25 protein-coding genes are annotated in these 26,814 nt (G+C 49.5%); 10 read left to right on the top strand and 15 right to left on the bottom strand.

Annotated features, from left to right (window positions below; translation table 11 throughout):
- Window positions 1-26 precede the first annotated feature (26 nt).
- On the bottom strand, window positions 27-911 hold the full coding sequence (locus AC23NW_RS20600) for an alpha/beta hydrolase (protein WP_487451702.1): 885 nt from the start codon (window positions 909-911) through the stop codon (window positions 27-29).
- Window positions 912-1,112: 201 nt separating this feature from the next.
- Window positions 1,113-2,030, bottom strand: coding sequence for a helix-turn-helix domain-containing protein (locus AC23NW_RS20595; RefSeq protein WP_487451701.1), 918 nt, complete (start codon window positions 2,028-2,030; stop codon window positions 1,113-1,115).
- 196 nt (window positions 2,031-2,226) lie between these two features.
- Here AC23NW_RS20595 and AC23NW_RS20590 point away from each other — a divergent pair, with 196 nt between their 5' ends.
- The 3 genes from AC23NW_RS20590 to lgt are packed head-to-tail and all read left to right on the top strand — an operon-like array spanning window position 2,227 to window position 3,714.
- Window positions 2,227-2,721: an RNA polymerase sigma factor gene (locus tag AC23NW_RS20590; RefSeq protein ID WP_487451699.1), complete on the top strand. Its 495-nt coding sequence runs from the start codon at window positions 2,227-2,229 to the stop codon at window positions 2,719-2,721.
- Window positions 2,708-2,893 (top strand): hypothetical protein, encoded by a 186-nt coding sequence (locus AC23NW_RS20585; RefSeq protein ID WP_487451698.1) that lies wholly within the window; start codon window positions 2,708-2,710, stop codon window positions 2,891-2,893. Before AC23NW_RS20590 ends, AC23NW_RS20585 begins: the two co-directional genes overlap by 14 nt.
- A complete protein-coding gene (lgt, locus tag AC23NW_RS20580; RefSeq protein ID WP_487451697.1) occupies window positions 2,887-3,714 on the top strand; it encodes a prolipoprotein diacylglyceryl transferase in 828 nt (275 codons plus the stop codon). Before AC23NW_RS20585 ends, lgt begins: the two co-directional genes overlap by 7 nt.
- On the opposite strand, the gene AC23NW_RS20575 is transcribed toward lgt, so the two are convergent.
- Together AC23NW_RS20575 and AC23NW_RS20570 are read right to left on the bottom strand one after the other, a co-directional pair.
- Window positions 3,707-4,636: a helix-turn-helix domain-containing protein gene (locus tag AC23NW_RS20575; RefSeq protein WP_487451696.1), complete on the bottom strand. Its 930-nt coding sequence runs from the start codon at window positions 4,634-4,636 to the stop codon at window positions 3,707-3,709. The two genes, lgt and AC23NW_RS20575, sit on opposite strands and share 8 nt — an antisense overlap.
- 75 nt (window positions 4,637-4,711) lie before the next feature.
- Entirely contained in the window at window positions 4,712-5,575 is an 864-nt protein-coding gene (locus AC23NW_RS20570) for an SDR family NAD(P)-dependent oxidoreductase (protein ID WP_487451695.1), read from the bottom strand.
- Between the two features lie 348 nt (window positions 5,576-5,923).
- Between AC23NW_RS20570 and AC23NW_RS20565 the strand changes: the two genes are divergently transcribed.
- Window positions 5,924-6,142 carry a hypothetical protein gene (locus tag AC23NW_RS20565; protein WP_293835365.1) on the top strand — a complete coding sequence of 73 codons (219 nt, stop codon included), beginning with the start codon at window positions 5,924-5,926 and terminating at the stop codon, window positions 6,140-6,142.
- A 102-nt stretch (window positions 6,143-6,244) separates the two neighbouring features.
- Here the strand turns inward: AC23NW_RS20565 and AC23NW_RS20560 are convergent, their stop codons facing one another.
- On the bottom strand, window positions 6,245-6,601 hold the full coding sequence (locus AC23NW_RS20560; RefSeq protein WP_487451694.1) for a T9SS type A sorting domain-containing protein: 357 nt from the start codon (window positions 6,599-6,601) through the stop codon (window positions 6,245-6,247).
- Between the two features lie 1,147 nt (window positions 6,602-7,748).
- Here AC23NW_RS20560 and AC23NW_RS20555 point away from each other — a divergent pair.
- On the top strand, window positions 7,749-8,936 hold the full coding sequence (locus AC23NW_RS20555) for a PQQ-dependent sugar dehydrogenase (RefSeq protein WP_293843586.1): 1,188 nt from the start codon (window positions 7,749-7,751) through the stop codon (window positions 8,934-8,936).
- Window positions 8,937-9,706: 770 nt separating this feature from the next.
- On the opposite strand, the gene AC23NW_RS20550 is transcribed toward AC23NW_RS20555, so the two are convergent.
- A complete protein-coding gene (locus tag AC23NW_RS20550) occupies window positions 9,707-10,054 on the bottom strand; it encodes a LytTR family transcriptional regulator DNA-binding domain-containing protein (RefSeq protein WP_487451692.1) in 348 nt (115 codons plus the stop codon).
- 553 nt (window positions 10,055-10,607) lie between these two features.
- On the opposite strand from AC23NW_RS20550, the gene AC23NW_RS20545 reads away from it, so the two are divergent.
- Complete coding sequence (locus tag AC23NW_RS20545) at window positions 10,608-11,345, top strand: LytR/AlgR family response regulator transcription factor (RefSeq protein ID WP_487451690.1); 738 nt, start codon at window positions 10,608-10,610, stop codon at window positions 11,343-11,345.
- Between the two features lie 74 nt (window positions 11,346-11,419).
- Here the strand turns inward: AC23NW_RS20545 and AC23NW_RS20540 are convergent, their stop codons facing one another.
- The 6 genes from AC23NW_RS20540 to ccsA all read right to left on the bottom strand — a co-directional run bounded on the left by AC23NW_RS20540 (window position 11,420) and on the right by ccsA (window position 17,133).
- Window positions 11,420-13,321: a CocE/NonD family hydrolase gene (locus AC23NW_RS20540; RefSeq protein ID WP_487451689.1), complete on the bottom strand. Its 1,902-nt coding sequence runs from the start codon at window positions 13,319-13,321 to the stop codon at window positions 11,420-11,422.
- Window positions 13,322-13,485: 164 nt separating this feature from the next.
- Window positions 13,486-14,733: an MFS transporter gene (locus AC23NW_RS20535; protein WP_487451688.1), complete on the bottom strand. Its 1,248-nt coding sequence runs from the start codon at window positions 14,731-14,733 to the stop codon at window positions 13,486-13,488.
- A gap of 404 nt (window positions 14,734-15,137) precedes the next feature.
- Complete coding sequence (gene msrB, locus AC23NW_RS20530) at window positions 15,138-15,617, bottom strand: peptide-methionine (R)-S-oxide reductase MsrB (RefSeq protein WP_487451687.1); 480 nt, start codon at window positions 15,615-15,617, stop codon at window positions 15,138-15,140.
- A 43-nt stretch (window positions 15,618-15,660) separates the two neighbouring features.
- On the bottom strand, window positions 15,661-16,089 hold the full coding sequence (locus AC23NW_RS20525; protein WP_293844792.1) for a response regulator: 429 nt from the start codon (window positions 16,087-16,089) through the stop codon (window positions 15,661-15,663).
- Window positions 16,090-16,269: 180 nt separating this feature from the next.
- The gene (locus AC23NW_RS20520) at window positions 16,270-16,416 is read right to left on the bottom strand and encodes a CcmD family protein (protein ID WP_293844783.1); all 147 of its coding nucleotides are present in this window, start codon (window positions 16,414-16,416) and stop codon (window positions 16,270-16,272) included.
- Between the two features lie 9 nt (window positions 16,417-16,425).
- The gene (gene ccsA / locus AC23NW_RS20515) at window positions 16,426-17,133 is read right to left on the bottom strand and encodes a cytochrome c biogenesis protein CcsA (protein WP_293844780.1); all 708 of its coding nucleotides are present in this window, start codon (window positions 17,131-17,133) and stop codon (window positions 16,426-16,428) included.
- A gap of 213 nt (window positions 17,134-17,346) precedes the next feature.
- Here ccsA and AC23NW_RS20510 point away from each other — a divergent pair, with 213 nt between their 5' ends.
- Complete coding sequence (locus AC23NW_RS20510) at window positions 17,347-18,939, top strand: glycoside hydrolase (protein ID WP_487451685.1); 1,593 nt, start codon at window positions 17,347-17,349, stop codon at window positions 18,937-18,939.
- Between the two features lie 150 nt (window positions 18,940-19,089).
- On the opposite strand, the gene AC23NW_RS20505 is transcribed toward AC23NW_RS20510, so the two are convergent.
- The gene (locus AC23NW_RS20505; protein WP_487451684.1) at window positions 19,090-19,353 is read right to left on the bottom strand and encodes an ArsR/SmtB family transcription factor; all 264 of its coding nucleotides are present in this window, start codon (window positions 19,351-19,353) and stop codon (window positions 19,090-19,092) included.
- A gap of 410 nt (window positions 19,354-19,763) precedes the next feature.
- On the opposite strand from AC23NW_RS20505, the gene AC23NW_RS20500 reads away from it, so the two are divergent.
- The 3 genes from AC23NW_RS20500 to AC23NW_RS20490 all read left to right on the top strand — a co-directional run bounded on the left by AC23NW_RS20500 (window position 19,764) and on the right by AC23NW_RS20490 (window position 24,814).
- Window positions 19,764-20,834, top strand: a complete 1,071-nt coding sequence (locus tag AC23NW_RS20500) for a glycoside hydrolase family 43 protein (protein ID WP_487451682.1) — start codon at window positions 19,764-19,766, stop codon at window positions 20,832-20,834.
- 157 nt (window positions 20,835-20,991) lie between these two features.
- On the top strand, window positions 20,992-23,412 hold the full coding sequence (locus tag AC23NW_RS20495; RefSeq protein ID WP_487451681.1) for a phosphatidylglycerol lysyltransferase domain-containing protein: 2,421 nt from the start codon (window positions 20,992-20,994) through the stop codon (window positions 23,410-23,412).
- Between the two features lies 1 nt (window position 23,413).
- Window positions 23,414-24,814 (top strand): AcvB/VirJ family lysyl-phosphatidylglycerol hydrolase, encoded by a 1,401-nt coding sequence (locus tag AC23NW_RS20490; protein ID WP_487451680.1) that lies wholly within the window; start codon window positions 23,414-23,416, stop codon window positions 24,812-24,814.
- A gap of 19 nt (window positions 24,815-24,833) precedes the next feature.
- Here the strand turns inward: AC23NW_RS20490 and AC23NW_RS20485 are convergent, their stop codons facing one another.
- Window positions 24,834-25,901 carry a response regulator gene (locus AC23NW_RS20485; protein WP_487451679.1) on the bottom strand — a complete coding sequence of 356 codons (1,068 nt, stop codon included), beginning with the start codon at window positions 25,899-25,901 and terminating at the stop codon, window positions 24,834-24,836.
- The gene (locus AC23NW_RS20480; RefSeq protein ID WP_487451677.1) at window positions 25,882-26,664 is read right to left on the bottom strand and encodes a histidine kinase dimerization/phospho-acceptor domain-containing protein; all 783 of its coding nucleotides are present in this window, start codon (window positions 26,662-26,664) and stop codon (window positions 25,882-25,884) included. The genes AC23NW_RS20485 and AC23NW_RS20480 overlap by 20 nt, the downstream gene beginning before the upstream one ends.
- Window positions 26,665-26,814 lie beyond the last annotated feature (150 nt).

The raw sequence follows: 26,814 nt of genomic DNA, 5'->3' as shown, positions 1-26,814 counted from the left end.
ATTAGCTGGAAAGTCCTTGAATCTGCCTATTTCTTCATCAATCCCTGATTCACCAGCCAATCGCCGAAACGCTCATACCAGCTGTCGACCGGCAGGTTTTGTTTACGCATCCCGAAACCGTGGCCCCCTTTTTCGTAAATATGCAGTTCAGCCGGTTGACCGGCATCGTACCATTTTTTGTAAATGCTGATGCTCATGGGCATCATCTTTAGCTGATCGTCACCGGCAACAGCCAAAAATATGGGTGTCCGAGCTGCCGGAATGGCGGATCCGATAACGGCAGGTTCATAGGCATAGATCGGAGCAACGAAATCGGGGTGGTTCTCTGCCGTAGCATTGTAAACGACCGAAAGCGTCAGCGTGGCACCAGCCGAAAATCCCATGAAACCGATCCGCTGCGGATTGATGTTCAGTTCACCGGCATGGTCACGGACATATTTCACAGCTGTCAGCCCGTCGGCCATAGCCAGCGGGATTATAGGTGCGTTTTCTTCGTCCAGCTTTTTAAAATCCTGCATTTTGCCGGTTAGCTCTTTCACCGGATCATCAGTGAAGCTACGGGCTACCCGATATTTCAGTACAAAGGCAGCAACGCCCCTGCTGTTCAGCCATTTGGCGACATCAATGCCTTCACTGTTGATACTTAATGTATGAAACGCACCGCCCGGCGCGACAATTACGGCCGTACCATTTGCACGTTCTTTGGGTGGCAGAAAAGCCGTTAAGGTTGGTTCCGACACGTTGTACACGACTTCGGTATTGAACAGATTACGCGTACTTGTCTGCTCACTCCAGGTCCAGTTTTCAGAGCCGTTGGGTTTACCATTATACAATTTAATAACGGTCTGGCTATACGCAGTCCCTGTGAATGCGAGCAGACACAGGATTTGTGCGAAATAATTTCGTTTCATAAAAGGGCTTACGGGTAAATCTGGTTAGCCTCTGCTATTTAACCCTCGCTGAGTCAGATTATATTAGTTTTCGGCTAAAATATATTACAAATCTAACAGTGAAGACTAATGAAAAATTAGCATTACCCCGCATTTACTATGCAAAATCCGGTATTTTGTGAATAAATACCCAAGCAGAAAGGGACTCATGACTGTATATACTCAGACAGCAGCTTCACGCCGGTACTCTTTTGGGGTCATGCCGGTTTTGGCTTTGAAGAACCTGGTAAAATCACTGGGATTCGTTTCTGAAAATTTGAAGGCGATCTCGCTGACAGACAGGGGCGTTTGCTTTAACAGCACCTTTGCTTCCAGAATAATCATGTCAGCCAGTAACTCCTGAGCAGTTTTCCCGAGTGTCGTCTTCACGCATTTGTTCAGATGGTCGGCCGTAATAGCCATCAGGGATGCGTAGTCAGTAACTTTATGCAGCTGATAAATATGACGTGACAGCAGGTTTTTGTATTTTCCGGTTATCCGCAGGGCTGAATGCTGCGATGCTGTTGTGCCTGGCGGCTGAATTGTTTTTAACTCCGTAAACAGTGTAAACAGGTAGGCCATCAGAACCGCCCTGTTCGGGACAGGGGCTTTTTCATATTCCGTCAACAGGCGGTTGAGAATATGGAGAACCGTTCCACGAAGATCGTCGTTCACCGTTACCAACGGATGGCCGGAAAAATGCCAGAACGGAAAGTCTTCATAGAATGGTGTTTTCGGGAAAAGCGCATTAAACAGCTCAGCATCAAAATGGCAGAAAAAGCCCGTTGCATCCGGACTCATGTATTCGTGGGTCGAAATCTGTAGCGCCGGTAAAAAAAAGAATGTATTACGGCCGAAGGTAAACCGGTGTAAATCCTTGCTTCGGGAGGATGTTCCTTCGGTTAGAAATATGAAATCGAAAACAGTTTTCCGGTGCGGGGGAAGCGGGAAATTAATTTTTGATACCAGGTCTTCGAGCCGGTTTATGTGGAATAGCCGCTGAAAATCACTTACGCTCATTACCTCTTCATTTCCGAAATGATGCTGTTGCAACTCTTTCGGGGAAAGCGGCATGATGTTTCTGAAGTGTAGCTCAGCCATTTTTCTACAGGTACTGAATTCGTTCTGAAGTAATGATTTTCCTAATTAAGGCAAAATAATCAGTGAAAACTACAAAAACAGTCATTCGCTTACCGATTCCTTGTATCCAGGCGGATACTCGTAAAAAAAACATGTTTGGTTGTGACATTTCAGCGAATGGAATAGACTAATACTTCCGAACAGCAAACAACAGCCTATGTCGCTTGAGAAGGAATTTATAACCATCGTTCAGCAGCACTCCGGTATTATCAACAGCATTTGCCGGGCCTATTATCCGGACGCTGATGACCTGAACGATGTCAGGCAGGATGTTCTGCTCCAGCTCTGGCGCGCTTTCCCTGCCTTTCGCCATGAAGCTAAACTCAGTACCTGGCTGTATCAGGTATCGCTGAATACCATTCTGACCAGACGTAAAAAAGACCGGCATCAGGCACGAAATGAATCGATTGATGAGCATCACCTGAATCAGCTTGCCGCCGAGGCGAACCTACCGGTTGAGGATGCGCAGGAATTTTCGTGGCTGATCAGCCAGCTCGATGATGGTCAGAAGGCGTTGCTTATTCTGTCTCTCGAAGGATATGCCAATAAGGAAATCGCCAACATGCTGAATCTGACGCCAACCAACGTCAGTACCAGACTCAACCGTATCAAAACCAAATTAAAAGACCTGTACCGACATGCACTCCGATAATCTGAAAGCCGGCTGGACCAAGCACAAACGGCAGGCAGGCCCCGACCACATCCCCGAAGCCGAGATCCTGGCGGTCATCCGGCAGGAAGCCACCCAACAACACCGGATCCGGCGGCTGCTGTATCATTCCTCCTGTTTTATGTTCTTACTGTTCTTCTGCCAGACATGCTGACCAGCTATATTCTCTGGCACATCAGACCGGAAGTGTTTCCGGGTCTGGCCATCCCCCGCTGGTATGGACTATGCTGGGCGGCAGGCATCTGGCTGAGCGTGTATGTAATGCACCGGATTTTCAAAGCCGATGACCGGCCGGCTGAGGAAGTCGATAAACTGACGCTCTATCTGATAATCGGTACGTTGGCCGGTGCGCGTCTCGGACATGTCCTGTTCTATGATCCGGTATATTACTGGCATAATCCGGTCGAAATATTACCCGTTTCACTTCATCCAACCCTTCACTTTACGGGTTTTGCGGGTCTGGCCAGCCATGGCGGTGGCCTTGGTGTTTTGCTGGCAGCCTATCTGTTTGCCTGCAAATACCGGATTTCCTATTTGTGGCTGCTGGACCGGCTGGCCATCATCGCGCCACTTTGCGGTGCATTTATCCGGCTCGGGAACCTTGTTAATTCAGAGATGGTCGGCACGCCAACTGATGTGCCGTGGGCTTTTATTTTCCCCGCAGTCGATGCGTTGCCCCGACACCCCGCTCAGCTATACGAAGCCATCTACTGCATTATCCTGTTTGTGCTGGCTTATCAGTTCTGGAAACATCGCCGGCATTCGTGGCAACAGGGCACCCTTACCGGTCTTTTTCTTTTGATTTTGTTTACACTCCGGTTCATCGACGAATTTGTTAAAGTCAATCAGGAGGCCTTCGAAGACGGCATGTGGCTAAATATGGGGCAGTTACTCAGCCTTCCCTACATACTGGCAGGACTGTATCTGCTGCTTCGTCGCAACCACCGGTCAACCATACTGCCACCGGTTAATTAAACGACCGCCGGAATTCCAGTGGCGACAGGTTTGTTTTGGTTTTAAAGAGCTTACTGAAGGATTGGGAGTGCTCAAAGCCGAGCGCATAGGCAACTTCGCTGACGCTTAACTCTGTCGCAGACAACTTTTCCTTTGCTTTGGCAATGAGCTTTTCGTGCAGAAACTGCCGGGCATTCTGTCCCGTCAGCGACCGGAGCATATCACTCAGGTAACCAGGTGAAAGGGCCAGCTGATCGGCCATATAGTGTACGGACGGTACGCCTGACTGTAAAGCCGTGCCGCTTTCAAAGTAGTCATCTATGAGTGCTTCCAGCTTTTGTAACAGCTGACTGTTGACCTGTTTGCGGGTAATAAACTGGCGTTTGTAGAACCGGTTTGCATAATTCAGCAATAACTCAAGCTGCGATAGCATCACTTCCTGACTGAAATCATCGATCCTGCTGTTGAGCTCCCGTTCGATCATACTGAAAATAGCGAAAATCGTGTTTTTCTCGCTTTCTGACAGGTGTAGTGCTTCATTAGCGGAATAGGAAAAAAAACCGTATTGCCGGATTTTTCCGGCCAGCGGGCTACCCAGCAGAAAGTCCGGATGAATCAGCAGAATAAACTGTGAGCAGCTTGTGCCCTCTGCCCCACCCCTTTTTTCGTTTCCGATGATCTGATTAGGAGCCGCAAACAACAGCCCGCCTTCGTTGAAATCATAGTAATCCTGTCCGTATTTCAGATTCCCGCTGCGGGAAGGCAGGTACGAAATTTTGTAAAACCCCAGCACATGCACGTTTGGAATAGTCAGCTCACCAGGCTGCGGGTTAATCCGGTTTATGACGCTGATCAGGGGATGGGCCGGTTTTGGAAACCCGAAGGTCTGATGCGCTTCCGATATGGAATTAAATTTAAAGAGGCTGTTTCCTTCCTTTTTCATAGGGTCAACGCTATTTACCGGAAACCTGAAAGACAGGCTTCCGGCATTTAATAAACTGACTATTAATAAATTATTTTACCCCTGTGCAGCGGCGGCTACATCATCCCACGCTTCCCAGACAGCCAGCCGCTCTTCGTACACGGCCCGCGTTGACGGCAGATTATGGCTGCCGAGGAACAACCGCAGCGGCGGATTGTCGGTATCTACAACGGTAAAGATCGCCGCAGGGGTTGCTGCCGGATTGCCCCGCTCCAATTGCTGCAAACCGGCAAAAAACGCCTGCCTAAAGCTAGTATAAATGTCCAGACCCTGCGCAAATTTCAGGGATGCCTGACTACCAAACTCCGTTGCATAGGCTCCGGGTTCAATAATGGTTACCTTGATATTAAATGCTTTTACTTCGGCGGCGAGGCTTTCGTGAATCGCCTCAAATGCCCATTTAGAGGATGCGTAATACCCGATGACCGGCATCGTTACATGACCCAGATTACTCGACACACCCAGAATGTGTCCGCCCCCTTGCTGCCGCAACAGCGGTAAAGCCGCTTTGATTACGGCTAAGGCACCGAAAATATTGGTATCATACATTGCCCGTACCTCATCATAGCTGCCTTCTTCGATCGTGCCGACCAGCGAATAGCCCGCATTGTTCAGAATGATATCCAACCGCCCGAAATGGGCATGCGCCTTGTCAACGGCCTGTTTCACCTGCTCATGATTGGTCACATCCATCGGCAGTGTTAATACCTGATCACCGAATTTTTCCGCCAGATCAGCGATACTGTCAACTGAGCGTGCAGTGGCTGCCACCTTATCTCCCCGTTCAAGCGCGGCCGTTGCCCATACCCGCCCGAATCCGCGCGACGCCCCTGTAATAAACCATACCTTCTTTACTGATGTCGTATGCTGCATTCCTGCATTTTCCTGTTGCTGAATCATCTTTTCGTTATTATTTTGATAAAGCAAAAGTCCGACAACCTGTTTTCCCGTCTGTAGCCAAATCAAGGGCATCCGTAGCCATTTCCCGTAGGGGCGACCCCACGTGGTCGCTCAATATTATTATAGTGGTCGCCCAATCACGTCAAAAAGCGCATTTACACCTTGGTTATATTTTTATAACCGCCCGCTATGAAGCTATAAAGGCCCGTTATCAGACCGTGTGGTAAAACCGGCAACCTTTGTATTGTCCAAACGGCAGAACCGTCGCCCTTCCGGGAAACGATCTGAAGGGCGGGTAGCGGATGCCGAAAAGCTCATAGAGTAGGCAGTTTTAAACAATGATTCGTTATGAAAACGCTGAATCTTGCTCAACTGAACGTAGAAGAGCTCTCAACACAGGAAATGACACAAACACAAGGTGGTAGCTTCTTAGATTTTGCCAACCTGACGGTAATCAATGACTTACTGGCGATCGGCACCTCGTTATCAATCGGTGGCGGTAGTTCAAACAGTGGCTCCGGCTCGGGTTCGGGCAACAGCGGCGGCCTGCTGGGCGGTTTGTTCTAGGCCGGTAACAACCTGATTTATAAACAGCAATAAATAAGCGGGGTATACCCGTGGTCAATTGACCACGGGTATACCCCGCTCTCTATATAGTCTAACCGATTACTAGTCCTGCATCACAAAGCTTTCGTTCGGATTGGCTTGCACCACAAATGTTTTCGTAACAGTTTGTCCGTTAGTTGTTAAGGACACTTGGTAAGTACCGGCGCTCAAACCAGAAAAATCAAATTGCTGTGATAACCCTTTTTGCAGCGAAACCGATGTTTTGTAAACAGCCTGACCCGAAGCATTCAGAATGGCGACATCACCTTTAGCCTGAAGCGGCTGCACATACAGTTTAAGCTTCTGGTTATTGGTCATTACCAGACGGGTTTCCTTATTGAGAATTGTAGAGGTTGTTGTTTCAGCGAAAGATGCCGTTCCGGCTACCAGACCTAACATCAGCATTAATACCTTTTTCATGACTTGTACCTGTTTTGTTTGTTTACTTCTTAATCGCCGTATAACCGGCGCGTTGATATGACATGACAAAAGTGATACAACTTCCGGCCTTACCGAAACGAATGTTTCCGGATGACCGAAAACGCAGGCTGAATGGCCGTTTCACGCGGTTGAATGGCAAACCAGTAAATCAAGAAAAAATGTACTTTTTAAATAAGTCATTCTAAATGACAATAATTTAGTGGCTTTATTCAATTTTCTAGATCATACTAATTCAATTATTGTTTGAGCTTAATTCTCTGTAAATAAACTATTTACCAAAATATCATTAGATTAGTAAGGCAAAATCCACTTATTTGTAAAGCTGTAGCAACCTCAACAAATATTGTACAATTCCACTATAATACTTCATTCTTCCTGTGAAGATAATATCGGTAGAAGAGGCCGTATGCCAGCCCGGTTGCCGAAAAACTAAGCTCATATAAACCAGTGAATTTAGAGAAAAGGAGAGACATAAGTACCCCGTAAACAAACCAGACCAACACACAAATTCCTAAAAACACAATGTCTTTGTCTGACAGAATGTGCTTGGCAGAAATATGAAATACCAGTATTGGTGGAATGAACAAACAGGCTAATCCAAATACAAGAAAGACCATCACATACATATATAATGCATGGAAAAATGACCCGATTCCAGCCGGAGAACCACCGTCACCAGTTAGAACCTCATTAGGGTAAAACAGAGCAAGGCAACTGCTATGCACTACTATACAGAGCAGTAACCCTAAACCATATCTGAGCAATGGCCGAAGCATATCATTTTATTTTGGTGTGTTATCAGAAGGATTTGAACAAAAGTAATGTCCGGGCACAAATGATAAAAAAGGGGGTGATGAACAATTTGTTAAGCTTTTTCTGTCATAAGAAAATGACCGGCTTAATTCTGTATCATTCAGGTTCAGCAGTACCGCTTCGTAATTTGTGAGTTTATTCCATTACTGCGGCCGGGCTAATTTTGGAACAAACGCTCAGGTTAACTGTTAGCAAAATGCAACAGCAGACAATGTGTAGCAGCAGGTAAAACAAGATCAGAATTGTACATTTGTTGTTAAAGATGTCACAAACTACGTTTCCATTTCTAACCGACAAGTTAAATCGTTCACCAATGAAGGCTAGTCTTCTAGTATTTGCGGCCGGTAGTGCACTGGCTTTATCGTCATACGGACAGGCTCCGGTCGAAAACAAAGAGCCGAATTCGGCCTATAAATCAGCGTTTTCCGGCCAGACCAGAATTGCAGGGGTAAAAACAACAACAGGCTACGAAGGTAAAGTTTTATCAGAAGCACTTAAGCGGCCCTGGGGTATTACCGGAATGCCGGACGGACGACTGCTGATTACCGAAAAGGATGGTTCAATGCGCATCGCTACCACCGACGGAAAGCTGAGCGAAGCCATCACCGGCCTGCCGAAGGTAAACCCGGCCGGTCAGGGCGGTCTCCTGGGCGTTCGGGTCGATCCGGATTTTGCCAAAAACCGGACCATCTTCTGGGTGTTTTCAGAGCCCCGTGAAGACGGTAACTTAACTGCTGTTGGTAAAGGCAAATTGTCAGCAGACGAAAAAACCATTGAAGAGGCAACGGTAATTTACCGCGCATTCCCTGCCTACAAAGGTACTCTTCACTATGGTGGCCGGATCGTGATTGACAAGGACGGTACGTTGCTTGTCAGTACCGGCGAACGGTCTGATAAAGTAACCCGTCCGCAGGCGCAGTCGGTTAACTCCGGACTTGGTAAAGTTGTACGGATTACTAAAGACGGTAAGCCGGCGGCGGGCAATCCGTTTGCTTCCAATAAAGACGCTATACCTGAGTTGTATTCGCTCGGCCACCGTAATGTTCAGGGCCTGGCTCTGCACCCGGTAACCGGCGATCTGTGGGAAACTGAGTTCGGCCCGCGGGGCGGCGATGAAGTTAACCTGGTGAAGCCCGGTAAAAACTATGGCTGGCCGACCATTACCTATGGTATCGAGTACAGCGGCGATAAAGTGGGCGACGCACTCCAACAAAAAGACGGCCTGGAACAACCGGTATATTACTGGGATCCGTCGGTTTCACCGAGTGGTATTACATTCTATTCAGGCAGTCGTATTCCGGAATGGAAAAATAACCTGTTTGTGGGTGCTTTGAGTGGCATGCACATTGCCCGGTTGGTGATTGTGAACAACAAAGTTGTTGGAGAAGAGCGCTTACTGGAAAAAGAAATGCAGCGTTTCCGTGATATTACCATGGGTAAGGACGGTGCTCTGTACGCCATTACTGATCAGGGCAGACTGTATAAAATTGATAAGAAGTAGTTTAGTTCTTGTCTGGAAGAGCCGTGCAGCCTTGTGTGTACGGCTCTTTTTTTATGGATTGACTACTGCCTGTATCAAACCAAAATCGATAGAAATAATTTATATGGAAACATAATAAATCTAAAATTCCTGGATAAGTACTATTCTGGTACCGTATGATCAATTGTTGACATCAAAGTCAGCGTATCGTGTTAGAATCCGGAAATAATCTGCTATCATTGAGCATAATAGTAAGGTATTTACGCAAAAAAGCATACTAAAATAAACCTCTGCCTTTTACGGTGTTGATTGTATTATAGTATGCTCTGAAAAAAACAAACTTCAATGCGAGAATGCTTTTCTAACTATATCGTTTATGTTAGTACGTTTACTAACAATGCAAATTTACTTAATTAACACATTAACGAAAAGGCATCTATTTGAATAGTGTGCCTTTTCCTATTTAATGGCTTCTTCCAATCAAAAAACAGCCAATAAAAAGGTCAAACATATTTTGATAATAATGCAGTTTTTATTATAATTGGCTGCGCTATCTAAACTAGTTTTATATTTACTTACGTTGTTTTCGTTAATAAAACAGCTTGCTATTTACATTGCGGACTTCGTTTAATTGTATACCGCAAATTGGTTTACAGCGTTCATAACTTACCGGCGACTCACCAGCAAACAAATCAAATATCATAAATGCAATCTACCTGCAAACTGTTATAAAAAACGGGGCGGTTCTGAAAACAGAACCGCCCCGTTTTTTATAACAGATATCTACTCATTTACGCTTTTTTTAGTTGCTGATAGCCCCTGAGTTGCCGGCGGGCAAATGGTTGCCGGCGACGGGCAACTTCAATCTGATCACCGTTGGTGAGTATAACCAGTAACCGCCTCGGCCTGTCTGCCGTAGCATGCATTTTTTCGATATATACCGGATTAACAATGGCATTTTTACGTACCCGTATAAACCCGTTTAACTGCTGCTCATAGGTTTTGAGCGTATATGAACTAAGTTTAGCGGGTTGATCACACTGATGAATCCGGGTATAATTTAAATCACCCTCCAGCCAAACTATTGATTCTTTGTTGATTACCTGCCCGTTAACTGAAATACCGTTTATATTTTCCATGGGGATATTTTCGATTAATTCACCAGACTATATATATACCATCAAAACCGTACTGGTAACGGAAGCAGCCAAAAAAATCAGCCGCTATCTGTCTGCGGGTACGGAACAGTCTATCCAAAGGTCTGGATACGGCGGGTGCTTAACGGAGCATGCGTGGTGTTTGAAATGGGGTAGAAAAGTGGACAGCCTTTTCCTTTTTTAGGGGATAATAAATGCGTAGGTGCTGATTTTTTCATGATTTTATACCTGCTTTGATGTGCAAACGGGGTATTTAATCAGATTAAATACCCATTAACTAATGAAAGCTCGTACCAAAAATCAACCTATACAAACCGAGGCAGGGTTACTCCCGGAAATACTCCGCAAGCCCGATGATTTTCTCCACGAATAATAAAATTGTTTTTGGCGTACCTGCGTGTTCACATTAGTTTTGTTAAGCACCAATCCATATCAATATGAGCTTTTTATAGTATTTACCTTAAATAATACTATCCGGATTTTACTCCGCTGCTCCGGCTTGTCAGAGTTTTTTATTATGCCGATTTAATTACCTATGAAAACACTTAATGTTCTGATCGTTGAAGATGAATTATTGACGCAGGAAGTCATTGCCGATACCCTGCGTGAAGGCGGCCACTCAATCATTGGCTTAGCCAGAAACTACACAGAAGCTGTTGCCATCGCCAAAAACCAGACTATTGATCTGGCAATTCTGGACGTTACCCTCAACGGATCCGCCGGCGACGGGATCAGTATTGCCCACGAGTTGCAGCGGACTCATAACCTTGATGTACTTTTCATCACCGCCCACACAGAAGAGCAGACACTGGCACGGATTAAACAAACGCATCCGGTTACCTATATCAGTAAGCCCTTTCAGAAAATTGATCTAAAAATGCAGCTGGAACTTATCAGCCAGAAAAAAGAAGATCAACTGAACAGGACTGATTCGATCCTGATCCGGGATGGTGATAACCTCGTTAAGATACGGCTTGCGCATGTGGTGTATGCAGAAGCAGCCGGCAATTATACCTGTGTCTATGTCCTGAACCGGAAAAAGCCATTTACCATAACGGACAATCTGCAGAATATCAAGCAGAAATACTTTCCGGACCTGTTCCGGATATCGAGAAGTAATCTGGTTAATCTGGATTTTCTGGAAACGCTGGGTAAAGACAGCATTACCCTACAACTCAACGATGCATATACTCCGGAACTGAAAACGCTGAAAATTTCGGGTGAGGCCCGCAACGAAATACTGAAGCGAATTCCCCGGACCGGATCCCGGTAACTAAACAGGTCATCCGGGACATTGCTGTTGACCAGTCAATGTCCCGGATGACCTGAATACGCTATGAATCCGGACTATTTTCCGGCAATCGGCAGCTGAATCTGCGATGGATATTTATCGGTATGATAAATCTGATTGTGTGCAGCAACGCCTTTTGTCTCGCTGTAGTTATCGCCGCCAGTATTCATGTTACGGTCAAACCGCGGAAAGTTACTGCTCGAAATTTCGACCCGGATACGATGACCCGGCGCAAAATAGTTGCTGGTTGCCATCGGGCTCAACACCAGTTTGTAGACTTTCCCCTTCTCCATAAATACCTCTTTGTCAAACCCCTCCCGATACCGGGCACGCAGAATCGTTTCATCAAGATTAAAGGCCCGTCCATCCGGATATACGTCAATGAGCTTAATGGTAAAATCGGTGTCTTTGGCGTCAGAAGCCACATAAAGTGTTGTTTCAATATTTCCTGAAACCTCAACTCCGTTGTCAAACGCGTCGGTTGTGTATACCAGAATATCGTTCCGCGTTTCCATCTGGTGCTGGTCGTAAGAACCACCCTGCACGGCATTTCCCGTACAGCATACATTACCGCCATACGAAGGCACCGGAAATGCCGGATCATACGTAAACTGGTCGGCTTTTTCGGACGCCGCGGGTAGTTTTGTCGTTAGTTTGCCGTCGCCATAGAGGCTGTTGGCGCGGCCGCCGCTATTTAAATAATAGGTAACCGGCTTCGCATTTGCCGGTGGCCATGTTTCGGAAGTCTGCCACTTATTTGACCCCATGGTATAATACCGGACACGCGGCATTTTTGCCGGATCAGCACTGGCATCGCCTTTGAGCCAGTAGTCAAACCAGCCATACGTCAGTTCATCATAATTCAGCCGCGCATCGCCTACGCTGCGTTCGCCCACCATCGTGTTTTCAGTAGCCCGTTTATAGGCACAATGTAAGGTCGGTGCAATAACCAGGTACTGGGCATTGCGGGTTTTCTCATCAATCCCGTTTTTACGCACGTGGTTGAACAACGCCAGGTTCGGGCCCGTCGATACATCGTACCAGGATGCAAACCAGAAACTGGGTACGCCAAACGGCATATTGTCGTGATACAGCCCGCCTTTGTACCAATCCGGATCGTTGGGTTTCCGTGGGATCAGCTTATCGTACATGCCTTTCGCGCCATCGGCATGCTTAATGATATCCTGAACCGGCAAGTGCCGCAGCCCCTGCGCCCAGTCTACTTTCGGCATTTCGGGGGCCAGGTCGTAGAACCGTGACACGCGGGTCAGGTCCTCACTGGTAGCCGATTTCGGGAAGATCGGACGGGCTTTATCATCAATCTGCGTACCATATAACCAGGTTGTAAACAGCATTTGCTGCGCCCCGCCCCGATACCAGTTACCCTGTTCCATAAACGGCCCGACACGCCCGACGCCGGCACCAAACCCCTGAGCGACCATCGCCGCATGCGACGGGTGTCCGAGGGCCGCCACCGCCATCTGCCACTCGGCGGTAGACGAACAGCCAAGCGTACCGATTTTACCATTAGACCACGGCTGCTTCGCCATCCAGGCAAAGGCATCATAGCCATCAGTTGTCGGGGCGCCGAGAATTTCCCAATCACCTTCGGAAAAAAACTTACCGCGTTCGTTCTGTACCACGTAGGCATAGCCATGTTTTACCGCATCAAGCGCGGCCTGATAGGTTCCGGCCCGCTGTTCGCCGTCACCCCAGCTATTGAAATTATAGGGCGTTTTCGAAAAGATGATCGGGACCGGCTTATCGGTTCTGGGTCGGTAAATATCGGTTGCCAGCCGGATGCCATCCCGCATCGGCATCATGATTTTTTGTTCGATAACCGCTACTTTCTGCAATTGTTTCAATACGTCTTCTGCCGCATTGGGTACCTGCGCCAACAGGCCGGATACCGGCAGCATGGTGAGCAGCACCAGCCATAACCGTACAGTTTTTTTCATGTGAATCAGGAAACGATAGTTTGTTTGGAGTAAGTCGTTGTAGCGGGCAAAGCTAGAAGAATAATGTATCTCTTACGTACAATTTACCGACAAAAATGCCGTCAGCTGCCTTCAGAAAACAGTTTCTTCCGGTCTCCCGATACAGTACGCTCCAAACCGGTTTCCTATACCGGCTCCGGATCTGCCGTCCGTTTTTTGGTTTCCGGCACCCCGAACCAGGCCACCAACAAGGCCAGCAATGCAATTGCGGCGAGCACCAGGCAGGTCGTTTGGTAGTTTGTATGCTGTAAAACCGCGCCGGCAAAGGCATTACTCAGCGAAGCCCCGAGGCCCACGGCGGTGGCTATGGCTCCCTGAGTTGTATTGAACAACCCGCTGCCGGCGGTCAGATCAGACACGATCAGTACAGACAACACCCCGAAGATACCGGCCCCGATTCCATCAAGCACCTGAACCGACACGAGCCATACCGGATCGTTGGTAAGGGTATACAAAACCCCGCGGACGGGCAGAATGGCAAAGGCGGTCAGGAGCATCCATTTCCGGCCGTTCGGAGCATATAATCCCGTGAGGTAGCTTACCGGAATCATCACCAGCTGGGCAACGATGATGCACGCCGACATATAGGCAGAAGATGCACCGGCACTGTTGCCAACCGCCAGCTTCTGACCCAGCAACGGCAGCATGGCCGCATTGGCAAAATGAAACAGCACACAGGCTAACGCAAATAAGAGCAGCGGACGGTTTTTGAGCAGCATCCGCATCGGAGACACCTTATGAGCGTCTTCTGCCTGACCATCTCCCCTGGCCTTTTCGTGGTCAATATCTGACTCCTGAATCAACCCGATCGACAGGCTGCTCAGCACCGACATTACGGCCAGCAACACAAAAATAGCCTTCGGGCTCAGGTAATACCCCAGCAATCCGGCCAGCAGGGCGGCCACCACATTACCGGCATGATTGAACGTTTCGTTCCGGCCAATCCGGCGGTCCAGGCCTTTCGGCCCGACAATACCGAGGGTGATTGCGGCCAGTGCCGGTGCAAACCAGGCGGCTGCCAGCCCCATAACAGCCTGTCCGCCCAGAATCATCCAGTATGTCGGAAACAGAATACTCACAATGGCGGCCGTAGCAATAAGCCCGGAAGCAATAATGGAGTACTGCCGCTTCCGGGTTGTCCGGTCGACCAGGGCTCCGGCAGGCGTTTGGGCAATGACCGTTGCCACACCCATCACCGACATGGCAATACCGATATTCTGTGCATTCCAGTGCAGCGAAGTCATCAGGTAAATGGCCTGATACGGACCGAGGCCGTCTCGGACATCGGCCAGAAAGAAATTGGCGCCATCAAGGGCCCGTAAACTGCTTACGGCCGGATGTGCTTTGTGCGGAACATCCATCTGCGTTACCATGCGATTCCCATGTTTTGGTGTTTCAGGAAATGGCAGATTTGTAGAATTGGTAACGCTAACGGATGCGAAGGGCAGTCAGGTACTTCCCGGCAGGATGTGTACAGCTTGTTCATGTTCATGTTGTTTTAAGTAGACGATAATAGACAGCCATCAGACTGGCCACTATCCTCTGCATAAAATCTGTACCAACTGTACGTTTCCCGATAACAGCTGATTACTACCCTTATTGTCAATTACTTACATTAGAGCGATTTATCGCGTATTCAAGCTGGTTGTGGAATTAAATACGTATTCCGGGTAATGGTTGATCCAACGGCATTCAATAAAAAACCGGCCAGCGGGTAAGTACCCGTCTGGCCGGCAGTATCTGTTAATCCGGAGCTTCACCGTTCAGGCAACCCTGATCAGTCTTTTTCCGGTTCAAAATCAAGCGAAACCGAATTCATACAAAAGCGCTGATAGGTTGGCGCCGGGCCGTCATCAAATAAATGACCAAGGTGGGAATCGCACCGCCCGCAAATAACTTCAATCCGGTGCATGCCGTATGAATGATCGGGCTTGTAAATCACACTATCGGGACGGCTCGCCTCAAAGAAACTCGGCCAGCCGCAACTGCTGGCAAATTTCGCATCGGAACGGAACAGTTTATTTCCGCAGACAGCACAGTAGTAGGTTCCTCTGGTATCACTATCCCAGTATTTTCCGGTAAAGGCCCGTTCAGTGGCCTGCTCACGGGCAACAGCATATAAATCAGGTGGCAGAATGCGCTTCCATTCAGCGTTTGACACTATCAGATGCTCCTGATCCGTACGTGAATAGTACGGATTTTGTGGTCCGGCACCGTTCTGGCCCTGATTTTGGTCCGTTATATCGGTTGTGTTCATGAGTAAAACGAATAAAGTGGCAATATAAACTATTGATTCCGTACTACTCATTAAACCGGTTCGGATGCAGACAGTTCGACCAGTAGTCGATTATCGCCTGCAGCTGAGTCCGCATTCGGGCCATGTTGTTATGCTTTTCAAAAAAACCCTGAATGGTCAGCTCGTAGGCTTCCTCAACCAGATGGCGGTACACCGGATGGGTATAGAAGACAAACGGAATGGCTTTTTTGCGAAGCAGAGGATCGGCCTCAATTTGCCGGCGTAGCTCCAGCCCGTTCATACCGTTAAGCGAGACTTCCGAAATGATCAGAAACAGGGCCTGATCAGTTGTTCTCAGAAATTCGATGGCTTTCTGCCCGTCGCTGAAAATGATGATATCATTCTCAGGGGCGATTTCTTCCAGAAGTGGTTTAAAAAATAACTGATCATCCGGGTCATCATCGATGAAGACAATCGGTCCGTTATATTCCATAGTCAATATCGTCGTTTACTGTACGTTGGCCAAACTACACCGAATACGCTAATCAGGCTGCTTGTATAGTTAAACTAATAACCAGAATCCGGCTTAAAAGGATTAAAAAATGATCGTTTTCCATACCAGCGGCACTGCATTGAGAAACGCCCCTTCTGTTTAGCAGTTTTCGGGCCTGTTTCAGCGTTTCAGGCGTTGTTTCACCTTTTGAGCCCGCCGGCCAATCTGCAGGAAGGCATACAGCCAACCAGCCAGTACAATGGAAATGACGACCACTACAACCCATAGCTTGCCATCTTCCCGCAGCAGTTCTGTTAACGTATTCATGACCGGAGCTTATTTAGTGACCGTGTTTTGTGAAGTATCCTGCCGGTTAAGTTCCTCCTGCTCGTCCAGGATCAGATCTAACCGGCGGAGGCGTACGCGGAGCTGGGTAATCCAGAAACCAAGTAAAGTAAACCCGATAAACGCCGGTCTGATAATCCGCTTAATCGAACTGTCAGCATCGTATTGATTGAAACCCGGATTCCCTCCGTTTCCCGGATGCAGGGAATCGGTCAGCCGTGGCAAAATCAGGATCAGCGGGATAAAAACGGCAAAGGCAAAAATATTGTATACGGCCGAAATGCGGGCCCGCCGCATGTCATCATCGAATGAACCGCGTAATACAAAGTAGGCCAGATATAACAGCATGCCCACGGCGACACCGTTCGTTTTCGGATCATTCGGCCAGAGATCTCCCCACGCAAAGTACGCCCACACGGAACCGGTTATGCACCCTAAAACACCAAACAGAATAGCGGTATTGGCCAGCTCCACGGCCTGTATGTCATCTGCTACATTCCCGTTCCGCAGGTAACGGACCGAGTAAAAGGCAGATGCCAGCAACAGGCTCATCATCGCAATCCAGAGTGGCGGATGAAAAAAGGTATTGCGGATGGCTTCGTGCAGGATCGGCAGTTTCGGTACGGGACTAATCAGTCCGGCAATAAACACGTAGGCCAGTATAAGTACAGTCAGGGCTTTCCACCAGTGTTTCCGCATAAGTAGGAGTGTCGATGTAAAAAATCCGGCAGAATAGCCGGTGCATCCGCAAACGGATGTAATTTAACAAGCTTTTTGCGGTAAATAACTACTCGCAGGCAGCGGCGAAAACAATGCCTGAGAGCCCCGATTACAGCCATGAGCAGTAAAAGGGCAGCAGGCAGCCTTTTCTGAATAACCCCGGACAGGCTTTCAAAATTTATCACTACCATCATGACACATCGCCTAAAGGCACTCTTTTTCTGTTGTTGCTGCCTGATTATACGTGCAGCAGTGGCCCAACCGGCAGACCAGGCGCAGGTTATTATCCGGCTCAACCCCGAAAAAACCTACCAGACAATCCATAGTTTCGGGGCTTCTGACTGCTGGTCGGCGCAATTTACAGGCAAAAACTACCCCCTTGCCAAACGGGAACAGATTGCCGACTGGCTCTTCAGCACCGACAATGACCAGGCCGGCAATCCAAAGGGAATCGGTCTGAGTCTCTGGCGCTTTAACATCGGAGCGGGCACTACCGAACAGGGTGATTCGAGCGGAATTTACAGTCCCTGGCGCCGGTCGGAGTGTTTTCAGCATCCGGACGGTAGTTATGACTGGACGAAACAGGCGGGGCAGCAATGGTTTGTAGAAGCCGCTCATCGCCGGAAGGTACCCTATCTGCTCGGTTTTACCAATTCGCCGCCCGTACAGTTCACCGCCAATGGCAAGGGATATGCCTCCGGCAAACTGGGCGATTACAATATCAACCGGCAACAAGAAGCCGCATACGCCCGCTTTCTCGCCGATGTCGTACAATATTTTGACCGGAAAGGCTGGCCCATGCAGTACCTGAGTCCGTTTAATGAACCACAATGGGACTGGGGCATCAAAAAAGGGCAGAAAATGGCCACTCAGGAAGGAACACCCGCGACCAACAGCGATATCGCCGGCTTCACCCGGATGCTGAGCCGCGAACTGGTATCCCGTAAACTGAATACGCGCCTGACCATTGCCGAGGCGGCCCAGCTGAATTACCTGTCGCAGGCAAACACAAACCGCAGCCGCGTCGGGCAGGATAACGTCATAAACGCGTTTTTCAGGCCGGATAGTCCTGATTATGTCGGCAACCTGCCGAATGTCGAAAAGCTGGTCAGCGGCCACAGCTATTTTACCACCTCCCCCGTCAAGGAACTGCATACCGTACGGCAGCAGCTGGCTGATACATTACGTAAAACCGGTGTAGGGTTCTGGCAATCGGAATATTGTGTGCTGGGTGACAATGCCGGCGAGATCAACGGGGGCGGCCGTGACCTTGGTATGACCACCGCATTGTATGTCGCCAGGGTTATCCATACCGACCTGACAATGGCCAACGCTGCTTCGTGGCAGTGGTGGCTGGCGCTGAGTGCCAACAACTATAAAGATGGGCTAATCTACCTCGAAAACGAGGGCAAAATGGGAGAAAATGCTAAAAACCAGCTCGATGGCGATGTACTTGCCTCAAAAACCATGTGGGCGCTGGGTAATTACGCCCGCTTTGTCCGGCCGGGCATGATCCGGATAGCAGCAGAAACGACTCTGCCGGAAGCCTCTCCGCAATCTCCCCTCGCCTCGGCGTACCGGAGTGCGGATGGCCGGCAACTTGTGGTGGTGCTTGTCAATCCGGGCAACGACCGGAACGTAAGTCTGGAAGGCGTGAACAGCAACCGGTATAAAATGAGCGTTTATGAAACTACCGGCACTGCTGATCTTCACAAACGCAATATCGAAACTGGTAACCTGTTACTGTCAGCGCGGTCTGTCACGACAATTGTGCTGACCCGGTAAACTCATTATTGAATTCGGACAGGTTAACTAACGCCTGCTACAAAACACAAATGCCGCGTTCGGGGAAAACGTGGCATTTGTGTTTTACTAAACTGTTCATGTGTGGTTAGTCGGAACGCTATCTGAGTTATGGCAGGGTTTCATGGTCTGCTATTTCTCAAAGAGCGTGGAAACAGATTGCGCAAAGCGCAGATCTTTTAATGAATAATACCGTTCGTTCCCGTTGTTCCGAACAGTCAGAATACCTTTGGTTCGTAATAAACTAAGGTGATGGGAAGCCAGCGACTGACTTACCGAAAGCTTTTCCTGAATGGCTGTTACGCTCAGCTCCCGTTCTCCCCCTTTCAAGAGCAGAATAATCTGCATTCTGATCGGGTGTGCCAGCGACTTTAGCAAACGGGCAGCTCGCTCCATGGGTTGTTTTTGGTTAGAAATCAAAATGTAGAATGAATGACGTATGGATTTGTCAGACAGCCACTCAAGCATACAGTTACTTTTCTACTTGCTTTTCAGATCAGGTGCAGGCAAAACGGTACCAGATCCTAACCTATTTGTCAATCTTTCCTCTCTAACGATATACAAAACAGCTTTCGTGTGTCCTTTCCGTTAATTTTTTAAACTAACTTAAAATGCTGTCTATTAATATATTATCAAGATAAAAAGCTAATCGATTTTACTTATACTTTCCGGAAGACCAGTCGCATCTGCATGCCTTATTTGTACATATTTTTACCATTAGTTACTATTAAGCAGCGGAGCTAAATCGGATCGCGTTGTAACTTGCAGCTCTACATACCTGCGTGGCCTTGCCACGCTAAACAGCCATGACCCTTAAAAACCTGTTTTTCATCGTATTGCTCATCACGGGAAGCCATGTTTCCCGCAGTCAGACAGCTTCTCCGGTATCCGGAGCGAAAGCCTCGTTTAAGGTCCGTGAAGGACAAAAAGTATGGATGCTGACGTATTTCCGGCAGCGCTATCCGACACGGATCGAAATTGACGCAACCGGCAAAACCGTTGAGGTTCCCCTCCCCGACCCGATGCTGATAGAAAAGCTGCACATTGCCCTTTCGTATGACGGACGCAACTGGACACCCCTGAATGATAACAATCCGGTCTGGGATCAGCGTGTCCGTGACCCTTACGTGCGCCGCGGACCAGACGGGCTGTGGCGTATTTTATCGACGGGTGGCGGCAATAAGGTTGACCGTGCTAAAGTCGGACCTGCCTGCCTGTATATCACCTCTAAGGATTTAATTCACTGGCAGGTTGAAGGCCCGCTACCGCTGATGAAGGACGTACGGAGCGAAAACGGGACATTTGCGGGCAATATCTGGGCCCCCGAATGGTTCTACGACCAAAAATCAGGGGAGTATATACTGCTCTGGTCATCTTCATTCAAAGATGCCGGCTGGAAGGAAAGTCAGCTCTGGTATTCACGGACAAAGGATTGGAAAACCTTTACCCCTGCCAAAGTGCTTTTCAGTCCGCCCTATTCTGTGATCGACGGAACCCTGCTGGAGCACAAAGGCACTTATTACCTCTATCATAAAGAAGAAGAATTCGGTGCTAAAACCGGCGAGCGCCGGGCAATCCGGCTGGCTACGGCCAAAAGCCCGGAAGGCCCGTATACGGTCGTTGACGGACATCTGAACGGCGGTCAGATCGTACCGGTCATTACCGAAGGCCCCTCAATCAGCAAAGACCCTGTTAAACCTGGATGGCTTTTGTATTATGACTACTGCATGACCAACCGCTTCGGCGCTTCCTACTCCCCGGATCTGGTGCACTGGACCGTTGACGATCAGGTTAGTTTCCCGTCAGAGGCGAGGCATGGCTGCGTATCCGTTATTTCGGCAGAAGAAGCGAAAGCGCTGGTCGGAGCCTATCACTGATCAGTTGCCGCAGCAGACCGGTTGTGTCAACCTGTCTGCTGCCCTCCTGCTCCACATTAAAAAAGTATAATCCGGATTTTAATGACTCCGTTACGTCTTTCTGCGTTATTTATCCCGGAATACAGGCCCTCACCATAAACCTGGATTCCGGTTAACCATGAAAGAACGGATGCTGCATACATTCACCTGGCTACAAACCTTCTTTAAACGTTGGTGGAAACAGATCGTAACGATCAGTATGCTGATCATCGGCGCAGTTTTTGTGTGGCACGACGGTCCGGAACTGGCTGCTGCTATCCGGTTGATTCCGCAGACACCGTGGCCGGTTGCCCTGCTCTCCTTCTGCGTTTCGCTGCTCTATATTCTTTGTAACAGCTTAATTTATGTCGGTAGTTTCGGGTCGGTTGGCGCTAAATTACCCCTTCGCGAAGCCATCATCCTGTGGTTACGGCGTAATTTTATCAGTGTTTTTTTACCCGCGGGCGGTGCCGTTTCGCTGTTATTCTACAACCAGTCTCTCCGGAAAGCAACCGCCGCGCGGCCGGCCATGAATCAGGAACAGCTGTCCACAGGGGGGCTGATTTTTCTGGCGGTCGGCTACGGTTCTCTCCTGTTAGTAGCCTTACCGGTGCTGATCCTGGGCATTGAACAGGGCTTACCCGGCAATTCGGCCGGCGCGTTTCTGGCACTGGCAATACTGCTGGCCGGGCTTTACTACGTTTTCAAGTCCTACTATGCGCAGGGTACTGTTTTTGTCTATCTGGAAAAACACTTTCCGGCGATTCAGCGGTCGATGGAGCAGTTCCGGTTTAAATCATCGCTGAACCGACGGTCGCTGCTGAACGCTCTGGTTGCGTCTACCGGCGTTGAAATCTGCGGGATTGCGCACGTTTACCTCGCCGCTTCGGCCATCGGGCATCCGGTTTCCTTTTCACTGGCACTAACAACCTATGTCATTGCCACCCTGTTTTTTGCCTTGTCGCCGGTTTTACGCGGACTGGGAGCGGTTGAAACCTCAATGACCATTGTACTGACCCAGGTGGGTGGTTTTGACTTAACAACAGCACTGGCGATCACCCTGTATTATCGTTTATTTGAGTTCTGGACCCCGCTTTTACTCGGTTTGCTCAGTTTTCTGACCCAGAAAAGCAATCTGCTGCTGCGTATTCTTCCCGCTTTTCTGACCATTTGTGTGGGGATTATCAACCTGTTTTCGGCACTGACACCGGGTCTTCCGCAGCGCATGAAATTACTGGAAGGATTACTACCTACCTCGGTGATGATTGTGTCAAATTACGTGGTAATCGGGACCGGCCTTGTGTTGCTGGCACTGGCTATCGGCCTTATGCGCGGTTACCGGGACGCCTGGTTCCTGACTATCGGTACGATCAGTCTGTCAATGGTACTGCACCTGACCAAGGCATTTGATTTTGAGGAAGCTGCGTTCTCCGGCATTGTTCTCTTTATCCTGTTGTATACGCGCCACAACTATACCTTAGCCGTCCCGTCGATCCGGCGGTTGACACGCTTGCCGGTGCGTCGCCGGCGAACATCTGCGGCCCTGGTACCCACCACGCGGCAGACCGTGAAAACGGCAGCAGGCATCCTGGCAGCCTACGGTCAGGGGCCGCTCGATTATTTTAAACTCTACAGCGATAAAGAACTGGTTTGCTTTCCGGATGATCAGGCCTTTGTCTCCTACCGTTTGTCGGGCCGGTATGCCGTGGTACTCGAAAAACCGGTTTGCCCGCCCGGTCAGCTTCAACAGGTCGTCCACCGGTTTGACCGGCTCTGCAAGCAACACGGCTATCTTCCACTCTACTACCGGGTCGATACCGCTGACCTGCCCCCTTTCAAAGCGCTCGGCAAACTGGCCCTGCACATCGGCGAAGAAGGGCTTGTAGACCTTGCCGGTTTTTCGCTGGAGGGTCGCGATCACAAATCGCTGCGAAACGCGCTGAAACGGGTTCAGAGCGCGGGATTCAACACAAAAATCTATGCACCACCCGTAAACGGGGGACTTATCCAGCAACTCAGAGCCGTTTCGGATGAATGGCTGGTTGCTGAAAACCTGCGTGAAACGGCTTTTTCGCAGGGAATTTTTGACGCCGCCGAGCTCAGGCAGCAAACCATTATTACGGTAGAAGACAGTGAAGGTAAGGTCATGGCGTTCGTAAACATCATCCCCGACTATGCACCGGATGAGGGCACCTATGACCTGATCCGGAAAACAAACGACGCGCCGAGCGGGGCAATTGATGTGTTGCTGGTCAGCGTGATTCAGTATGGCCAGCAGCAGGGCTGGAAATGGCTGAACCTGGGTCTGGCTCCCCTATCCGGACTGGAAGATACCAACAACCTCGCCGAACAGGCCGTAAAACTTGCCTATGAACGTATCCGGGCATTTTCGCACCTCAAAGGCCTGCGGGCCTTTAAAGAGAAGTATGCTACTGTCTGGCGTGATAAGTTTATTGTTTATAACGATGATCTGGATCTGGTTCAGGCTTCGTTTGCCTTACAGCAGGTCGGCCGTTATCAGCCCGCAACCATCATTGAGACCGAAACTGTAACCCCGTAACATGCGTAACATATTGATTCCTGCGCTGGTGCTGGCCACGCTTACCGTGTCCCGTGCGCAACCTGTATCACAGTTCACGGACTCATTCGGGCCATTCGGCCGGCTTACCGTATATCGGCCGGCTGTTATTGAGTCGGTGGTGCTGTTTGCTTCCGGAGACGGGGGCTGGAACAAAGGCGTTGTTGATATGGCCGCCCTTTTTACCCGTCAGCATGCGCTGGTTATCGGCATTGATAACGTGTCCTATCTGAACAGCCTGCGAAAGCAGAAAGGTACCTGTGTATATCCGGCTTCGGACTTTGAAAATCTGAGTATCTACATGCAGAAAAAGCTCCGGCTACCGGCCTATCAGAAACCTGTTCTGGTTGGTTACTCGTCCGGGGCAACCGTTATTTACGGCGCACTGGCTCAGGCGCCTAAAAATACATTTAAGGGGGCGGTTGCGCTTGGCTTTTGCCCTGATCTGGCCATCAACAAACCGTTTTGCGAAGGCGCCGGCTTAACCTGCAAGGTACTGAAGCCGGGAAAAAGCTATTACCTGAATGCGGTACCAAAACTTTCAGCTCCGTTCTACGCCATTGTCGGGCAGGACGATAAGGTGTGTGACTGGAAGGCAGTAGAAACCTTTCTGGCAAAGATGCAGCCTGCCAGCCTCCTCGCTCCTGTCGGTGTCGGGCATGGTTTTCTCAATACGTCCCGCTGGCTAGGCCAGCTGGAGCAAGCCTTTGGGCAGATCACCCGAATACACGACAGAGCGGGTACACAGGTGCGGGTGCAGACACGGACGCCGGAAACCCGCCTACCCGTTACCGTCACTGGTAAACCTGGTCCGGGTACAAAAACGCTTGCGCTGATTATTTCGGGCGACGGCGGGTGGACTAGTTTTGATGAGGACCTGGCAAAGGGCTTTGCGGCGGGCGGCATTCCGTCGGTCGGGCTTGATGCCCAATCCTATTTCTGGGAACGAAAAGATCCGGAATCGACCACGCGGGATTTGTCATTGTTGTTAAACGAGTATCTGCAGGAATGGCAGCTAAACGAGGTTATTCTGGTAGGCTATTCGTTCGGGGCCGATATTATTCCGTTTATTAGCAACCGCTTACCCCTTCCGCTCAAAGGAAAAGTAAAAGGCACATTGCTGCTTTCGCCGGACCGCCATGCTGATTTTGAGATTCACCTGTCGGATATGCTGAACCTGTCGCAGGATGACCCTTATGACGTTTTAGCCGAAGTTAAAAAAATACCGGCCGGGAAAGCCATCTGCGTTTTTGGCCAGGAAGAAGATACAGAAACGATTCAGGCTTTCCGCACAGCGGGTGTCCATGTCGTTCTGCTACCGGGCGGTCATCACTATCAGGGCGACCCTGCCCTGCTCGCCGAAAAACTCATCAAAGCCCTCTGACCTTCACCGGCAGCAGAGATTACCACCTCAGCTGCTCCAGCTTTTCCGGATCAGATACGATAATCTTACTCCCCTGAAGCTGAATTAACCCTTCATCGCGGAAATCACCTAAGGTCCTGATGAGTGATTCGGTGCCGGTTCCGGCAAGGGTGGCCAGTTCTTCCCGGGTCAGCGCAACGGTCAGCGACGTACCGGCATCCTTGCGGAAGTGCCGTACATATTTCAATAGTCCGCCGGCAACGCGTTTCCGGAGCGAATTATAGGCCAGTCCGAGAAGCTGGCGTTCCTGATCGGCAATGGTATTGGCCATCAGCCGGATAAAGGCCTCTGCTACATCGGCGTGCCGGAACAGCAGTTCCAGAAAATCCGCTTTCGGAATATAAATGAGGTGAGTCTCTTCCAGCGCCATGGCCGTATCCTCATACGGTGCATTTTCCAACAGGGGCGTAAACCCGAAAAAATCCCCGGGCGCGAAAAGCCCTGTCACCCACTCCTTTCCGTCTTCGTTTTCGCGGACCGTCCGCACCTTGCCGCTCTGCACAAAAAAGATTTTCGACGGCAGATCACCTTCCTGATAAATGACCTTCCGGCGCGCAAAAACGTGGGTCTTACGATCCCGTGCCATGGCGGCCAGTCCCTCCCGATGCTGCACATCCTGCAAAAAATCGGTTAACGAGTTCCCGGAGTTGGGCAGCTCCCGCCGCCGGTCTGCCATGCGTAACCGTGTTTCGATGGCGCTGATCAGCTCGGCCTCGCCAAAGGGTTTGGTCAGGTAATCGTCTGCGCCCAGCTCCATGCCTTTGCGCAGATCAGCCCGTTCGGCCCTGGCCGTCAGAAATATAAACGGAATGTGCATCAACTCAGGATGGTGACTGAAAATCTGCAGTACGCCGTAGCCGTCCATGCCGGGCATCATAATGTCGCACAGCACCAGATCCGGTTTACCGGCCAGTGCCGCCTGAATGCCTTCCCGGCCCGATTCTGCCGTAAAAACCTGATAACCGGACAGTTCCAGCAGTTCGGCGGTATTAACCCGTAACTGGGTTTCGTCTTCAATGATGAGCAGCTTACGCGGTGGGTTTCCCATTTTCCTTAATATCCTTAGCCATTTGATAAATCATACCGGCGCTGATCGGTGCCGGATCAGTAAGGGTCTGACTAACCAGATTTTCGAGCAATGTTTTGATATACTGAATCTGTTCCTGAATAATCAGCGCATGCCGCTGCCGGCGGTCCGGTGCATGGTCAAGCTGGGGCAGCAGCATGGCAGAGGTCTGGAGAATTGCCAGCGGGTTCCTGAATTCATGGGAAACCGCCGTAATAAAATCTGATTTACGCTGATTCACCGACCGTTCCTGTTCAAGCAACGCAGACAGGGTTGCATTTACGTTTTCCAGATCGCTGAGCGATTGCCGCAGTGCTTCCGTCCGCTGCAGGGTAAGCTGCGACAGTTCAGCATGATTTTCGGGCAGGCTCTGCTGATCCAGTTCGTGCAGGTAAACCACATCCGTTGCGCGCAGGAGCAGTAAGTCCTGCCCTTCCATTGCCACTTTAATCATTTTAAGCCAGATCCATATTGTCTCACCGGTATGCAGCACACATTCCTCGCGCCTCTCAACGGTATTCGCGGTTGAAACCTCGTCGAAATACGGGCGAAACGGGCCTTTGCGGAGAAAACCCGCCGGATAAAAGGCAGTAAACGCCTCCGCTGAACGGATCTGAAGCATAGCCATCCCTGCCGGATTCACATACAGCGGTATGCCCGTTTCGTACGATAGAATTCCGAAAAAACTCTGCATATCGTTGGCGTATTCCCTGAATACCCGTCCAAGCATGGCGTCCGTTAACATGGCATTTTCAGATCAGTAATGACAAATATCCGTACTGTACTAGTTTTTTTTACTGCTCACGGGCAGGACTTTTTACCACTTCAGGGCATCCTATCAAACATTCTCCTGATTTTTCGGTACATTATGGCAGGATTAGCGCTAACCGTACGC

This window comes from Arsenicibacter sp. R0_47 (assembly GCF_057652235.1).
This window is presented reverse-complemented; position numbering and strand designations above follow the sequence as displayed.

Excerpts from the sequence above, each read along its gene's own strand:
- AC23NW_RS20570 (WP_487451695.1), bottom strand. The coding sequence starts at position 5,575 with ATGATTCAGCAACAGGAAAATGCAGGAATGCAGCATACGACATCAGTA.
- msrB (WP_487451687.1), bottom strand. The coding sequence starts at position 15,617 with ATGAACACAACCGATATAACGGACCAAAATCAGGGCCAGAACGGTGCC.
- AC23NW_RS20490 (WP_487451680.1), top strand. The coding sequence starts at position 23,414 with ATGCGTAACATATTGATTCCTGCGCTGGTGCTGGCCACGCTTACCGTG.
- AC23NW_RS20505 (WP_487451684.1), bottom strand. The coding sequence starts at position 19,353 with ATGGAGCGAGCTGCCCGTTTGCTAAAGTCGCTGGCACACCCGATCAGA.
- ccsA (WP_293844780.1), bottom strand. The coding sequence starts at position 17,133 with ATGCGGAAACACTGGTGGAAAGCCCTGACTGTACTTATACTGGCCTAC.
- AC23NW_RS20535 (WP_487451688.1), bottom strand. The coding sequence starts at position 14,733 with ATGGTAACGCAGATGGATGTTCCGCACAAAGCACATCCGGCCGTAAGC.
- AC23NW_RS20495 (WP_487451681.1), top strand. The coding sequence starts at position 20,992 with ATGAAAGAACGGATGCTGCATACATTCACCTGGCTACAAACCTTCTTT.
- AC23NW_RS20520 (WP_293844783.1), bottom strand. The coding sequence starts at position 16,416 with ATGAATACGTTAACAGAACTGCTGCGGGAAGATGGCAAGCTATGGGTT.
- AC23NW_RS20510 (WP_487451685.1), top strand. The coding sequence starts at position 17,347 with ATGACACATCGCCTAAAGGCACTCTTTTTCTGTTGTTGCTGCCTGATT.
- AC23NW_RS20575 (WP_487451696.1), bottom strand. The coding sequence starts at position 4,636 with ATGAAAAAGGAAGGAAACAGCCTCTTTAAATTTAATTCCATATCGGAA.
- AC23NW_RS20585 (WP_487451698.1), top strand. The coding sequence starts at position 2,708 with ATGCACTCCGATAATCTGAAAGCCGGCTGGACCAAGCACAAACGGCAG.
- AC23NW_RS20485 (WP_487451679.1), bottom strand. The coding sequence starts at position 25,901 with ATGGGAAACCCACCGCGTAAGCTGCTCATCATTGAAGACGAAACCCAG.
- lgt (WP_487451697.1), top strand. The coding sequence starts at position 2,887 with ATGCTGACCAGCTATATTCTCTGGCACATCAGACCGGAAGTGTTTCCG.
- AC23NW_RS20540 (WP_487451689.1), bottom strand. The coding sequence starts at position 13,321 with ATGAAAAAAACTGTACGGTTATGGCTGGTGCTGCTCACCATGCTGCCG.
- AC23NW_RS20595 (WP_487451701.1), bottom strand. The coding sequence starts at position 2,030 with ATGGCTGAGCTACACTTCAGAAACATCATGCCGCTTTCCCCGAAAGAG.
- AC23NW_RS20600 (WP_487451702.1), bottom strand. The coding sequence starts at position 911 with ATGAAACGAAATTATTTCGCACAAATCCTGTGTCTGCTCGCATTCACA.
- AC23NW_RS20545 (WP_487451690.1), top strand. The coding sequence starts at position 10,608 with ATGAAAACACTTAATGTTCTGATCGTTGAAGATGAATTATTGACGCAG.
- AC23NW_RS20590 (WP_487451699.1), top strand. The coding sequence starts at position 2,227 with ATGTCGCTTGAGAAGGAATTTATAACCATCGTTCAGCAGCACTCCGGT.
- AC23NW_RS20500 (WP_487451682.1), top strand. The coding sequence starts at position 19,764 with ATGACCCTTAAAAACCTGTTTTTCATCGTATTGCTCATCACGGGAAGC.
- AC23NW_RS20480 (WP_487451677.1), bottom strand. The coding sequence starts at position 26,664 with ATGTTAACGGACGCCATGCTTGGACGGGTATTCAGGGAATACGCCAAC.
- AC23NW_RS20550 (WP_487451692.1), bottom strand. The coding sequence starts at position 10,054 with ATGGAAAATATAAACGGTATTTCAGTTAACGGGCAGGTAATCAACAAA.
- AC23NW_RS20525 (WP_293844792.1), bottom strand. The coding sequence starts at position 16,089 with ATGGAATATAACGGACCGATTGTCTTCATCGATGATGACCCGGATGAT.
- AC23NW_RS20555 (WP_293843586.1), top strand. The coding sequence starts at position 7,749 with ATGAAGGCTAGTCTTCTAGTATTTGCGGCCGGTAGTGCACTGGCTTTA.
- AC23NW_RS20565 (WP_293835365.1), top strand. The coding sequence starts at position 5,924 with ATGAAAACGCTGAATCTTGCTCAACTGAACGTAGAAGAGCTCTCAACA.
- AC23NW_RS20560 (WP_487451694.1), bottom strand. The coding sequence starts at position 6,601 with ATGAAAAAGGTATTAATGCTGATGTTAGGTCTGGTAGCCGGAACGGCA.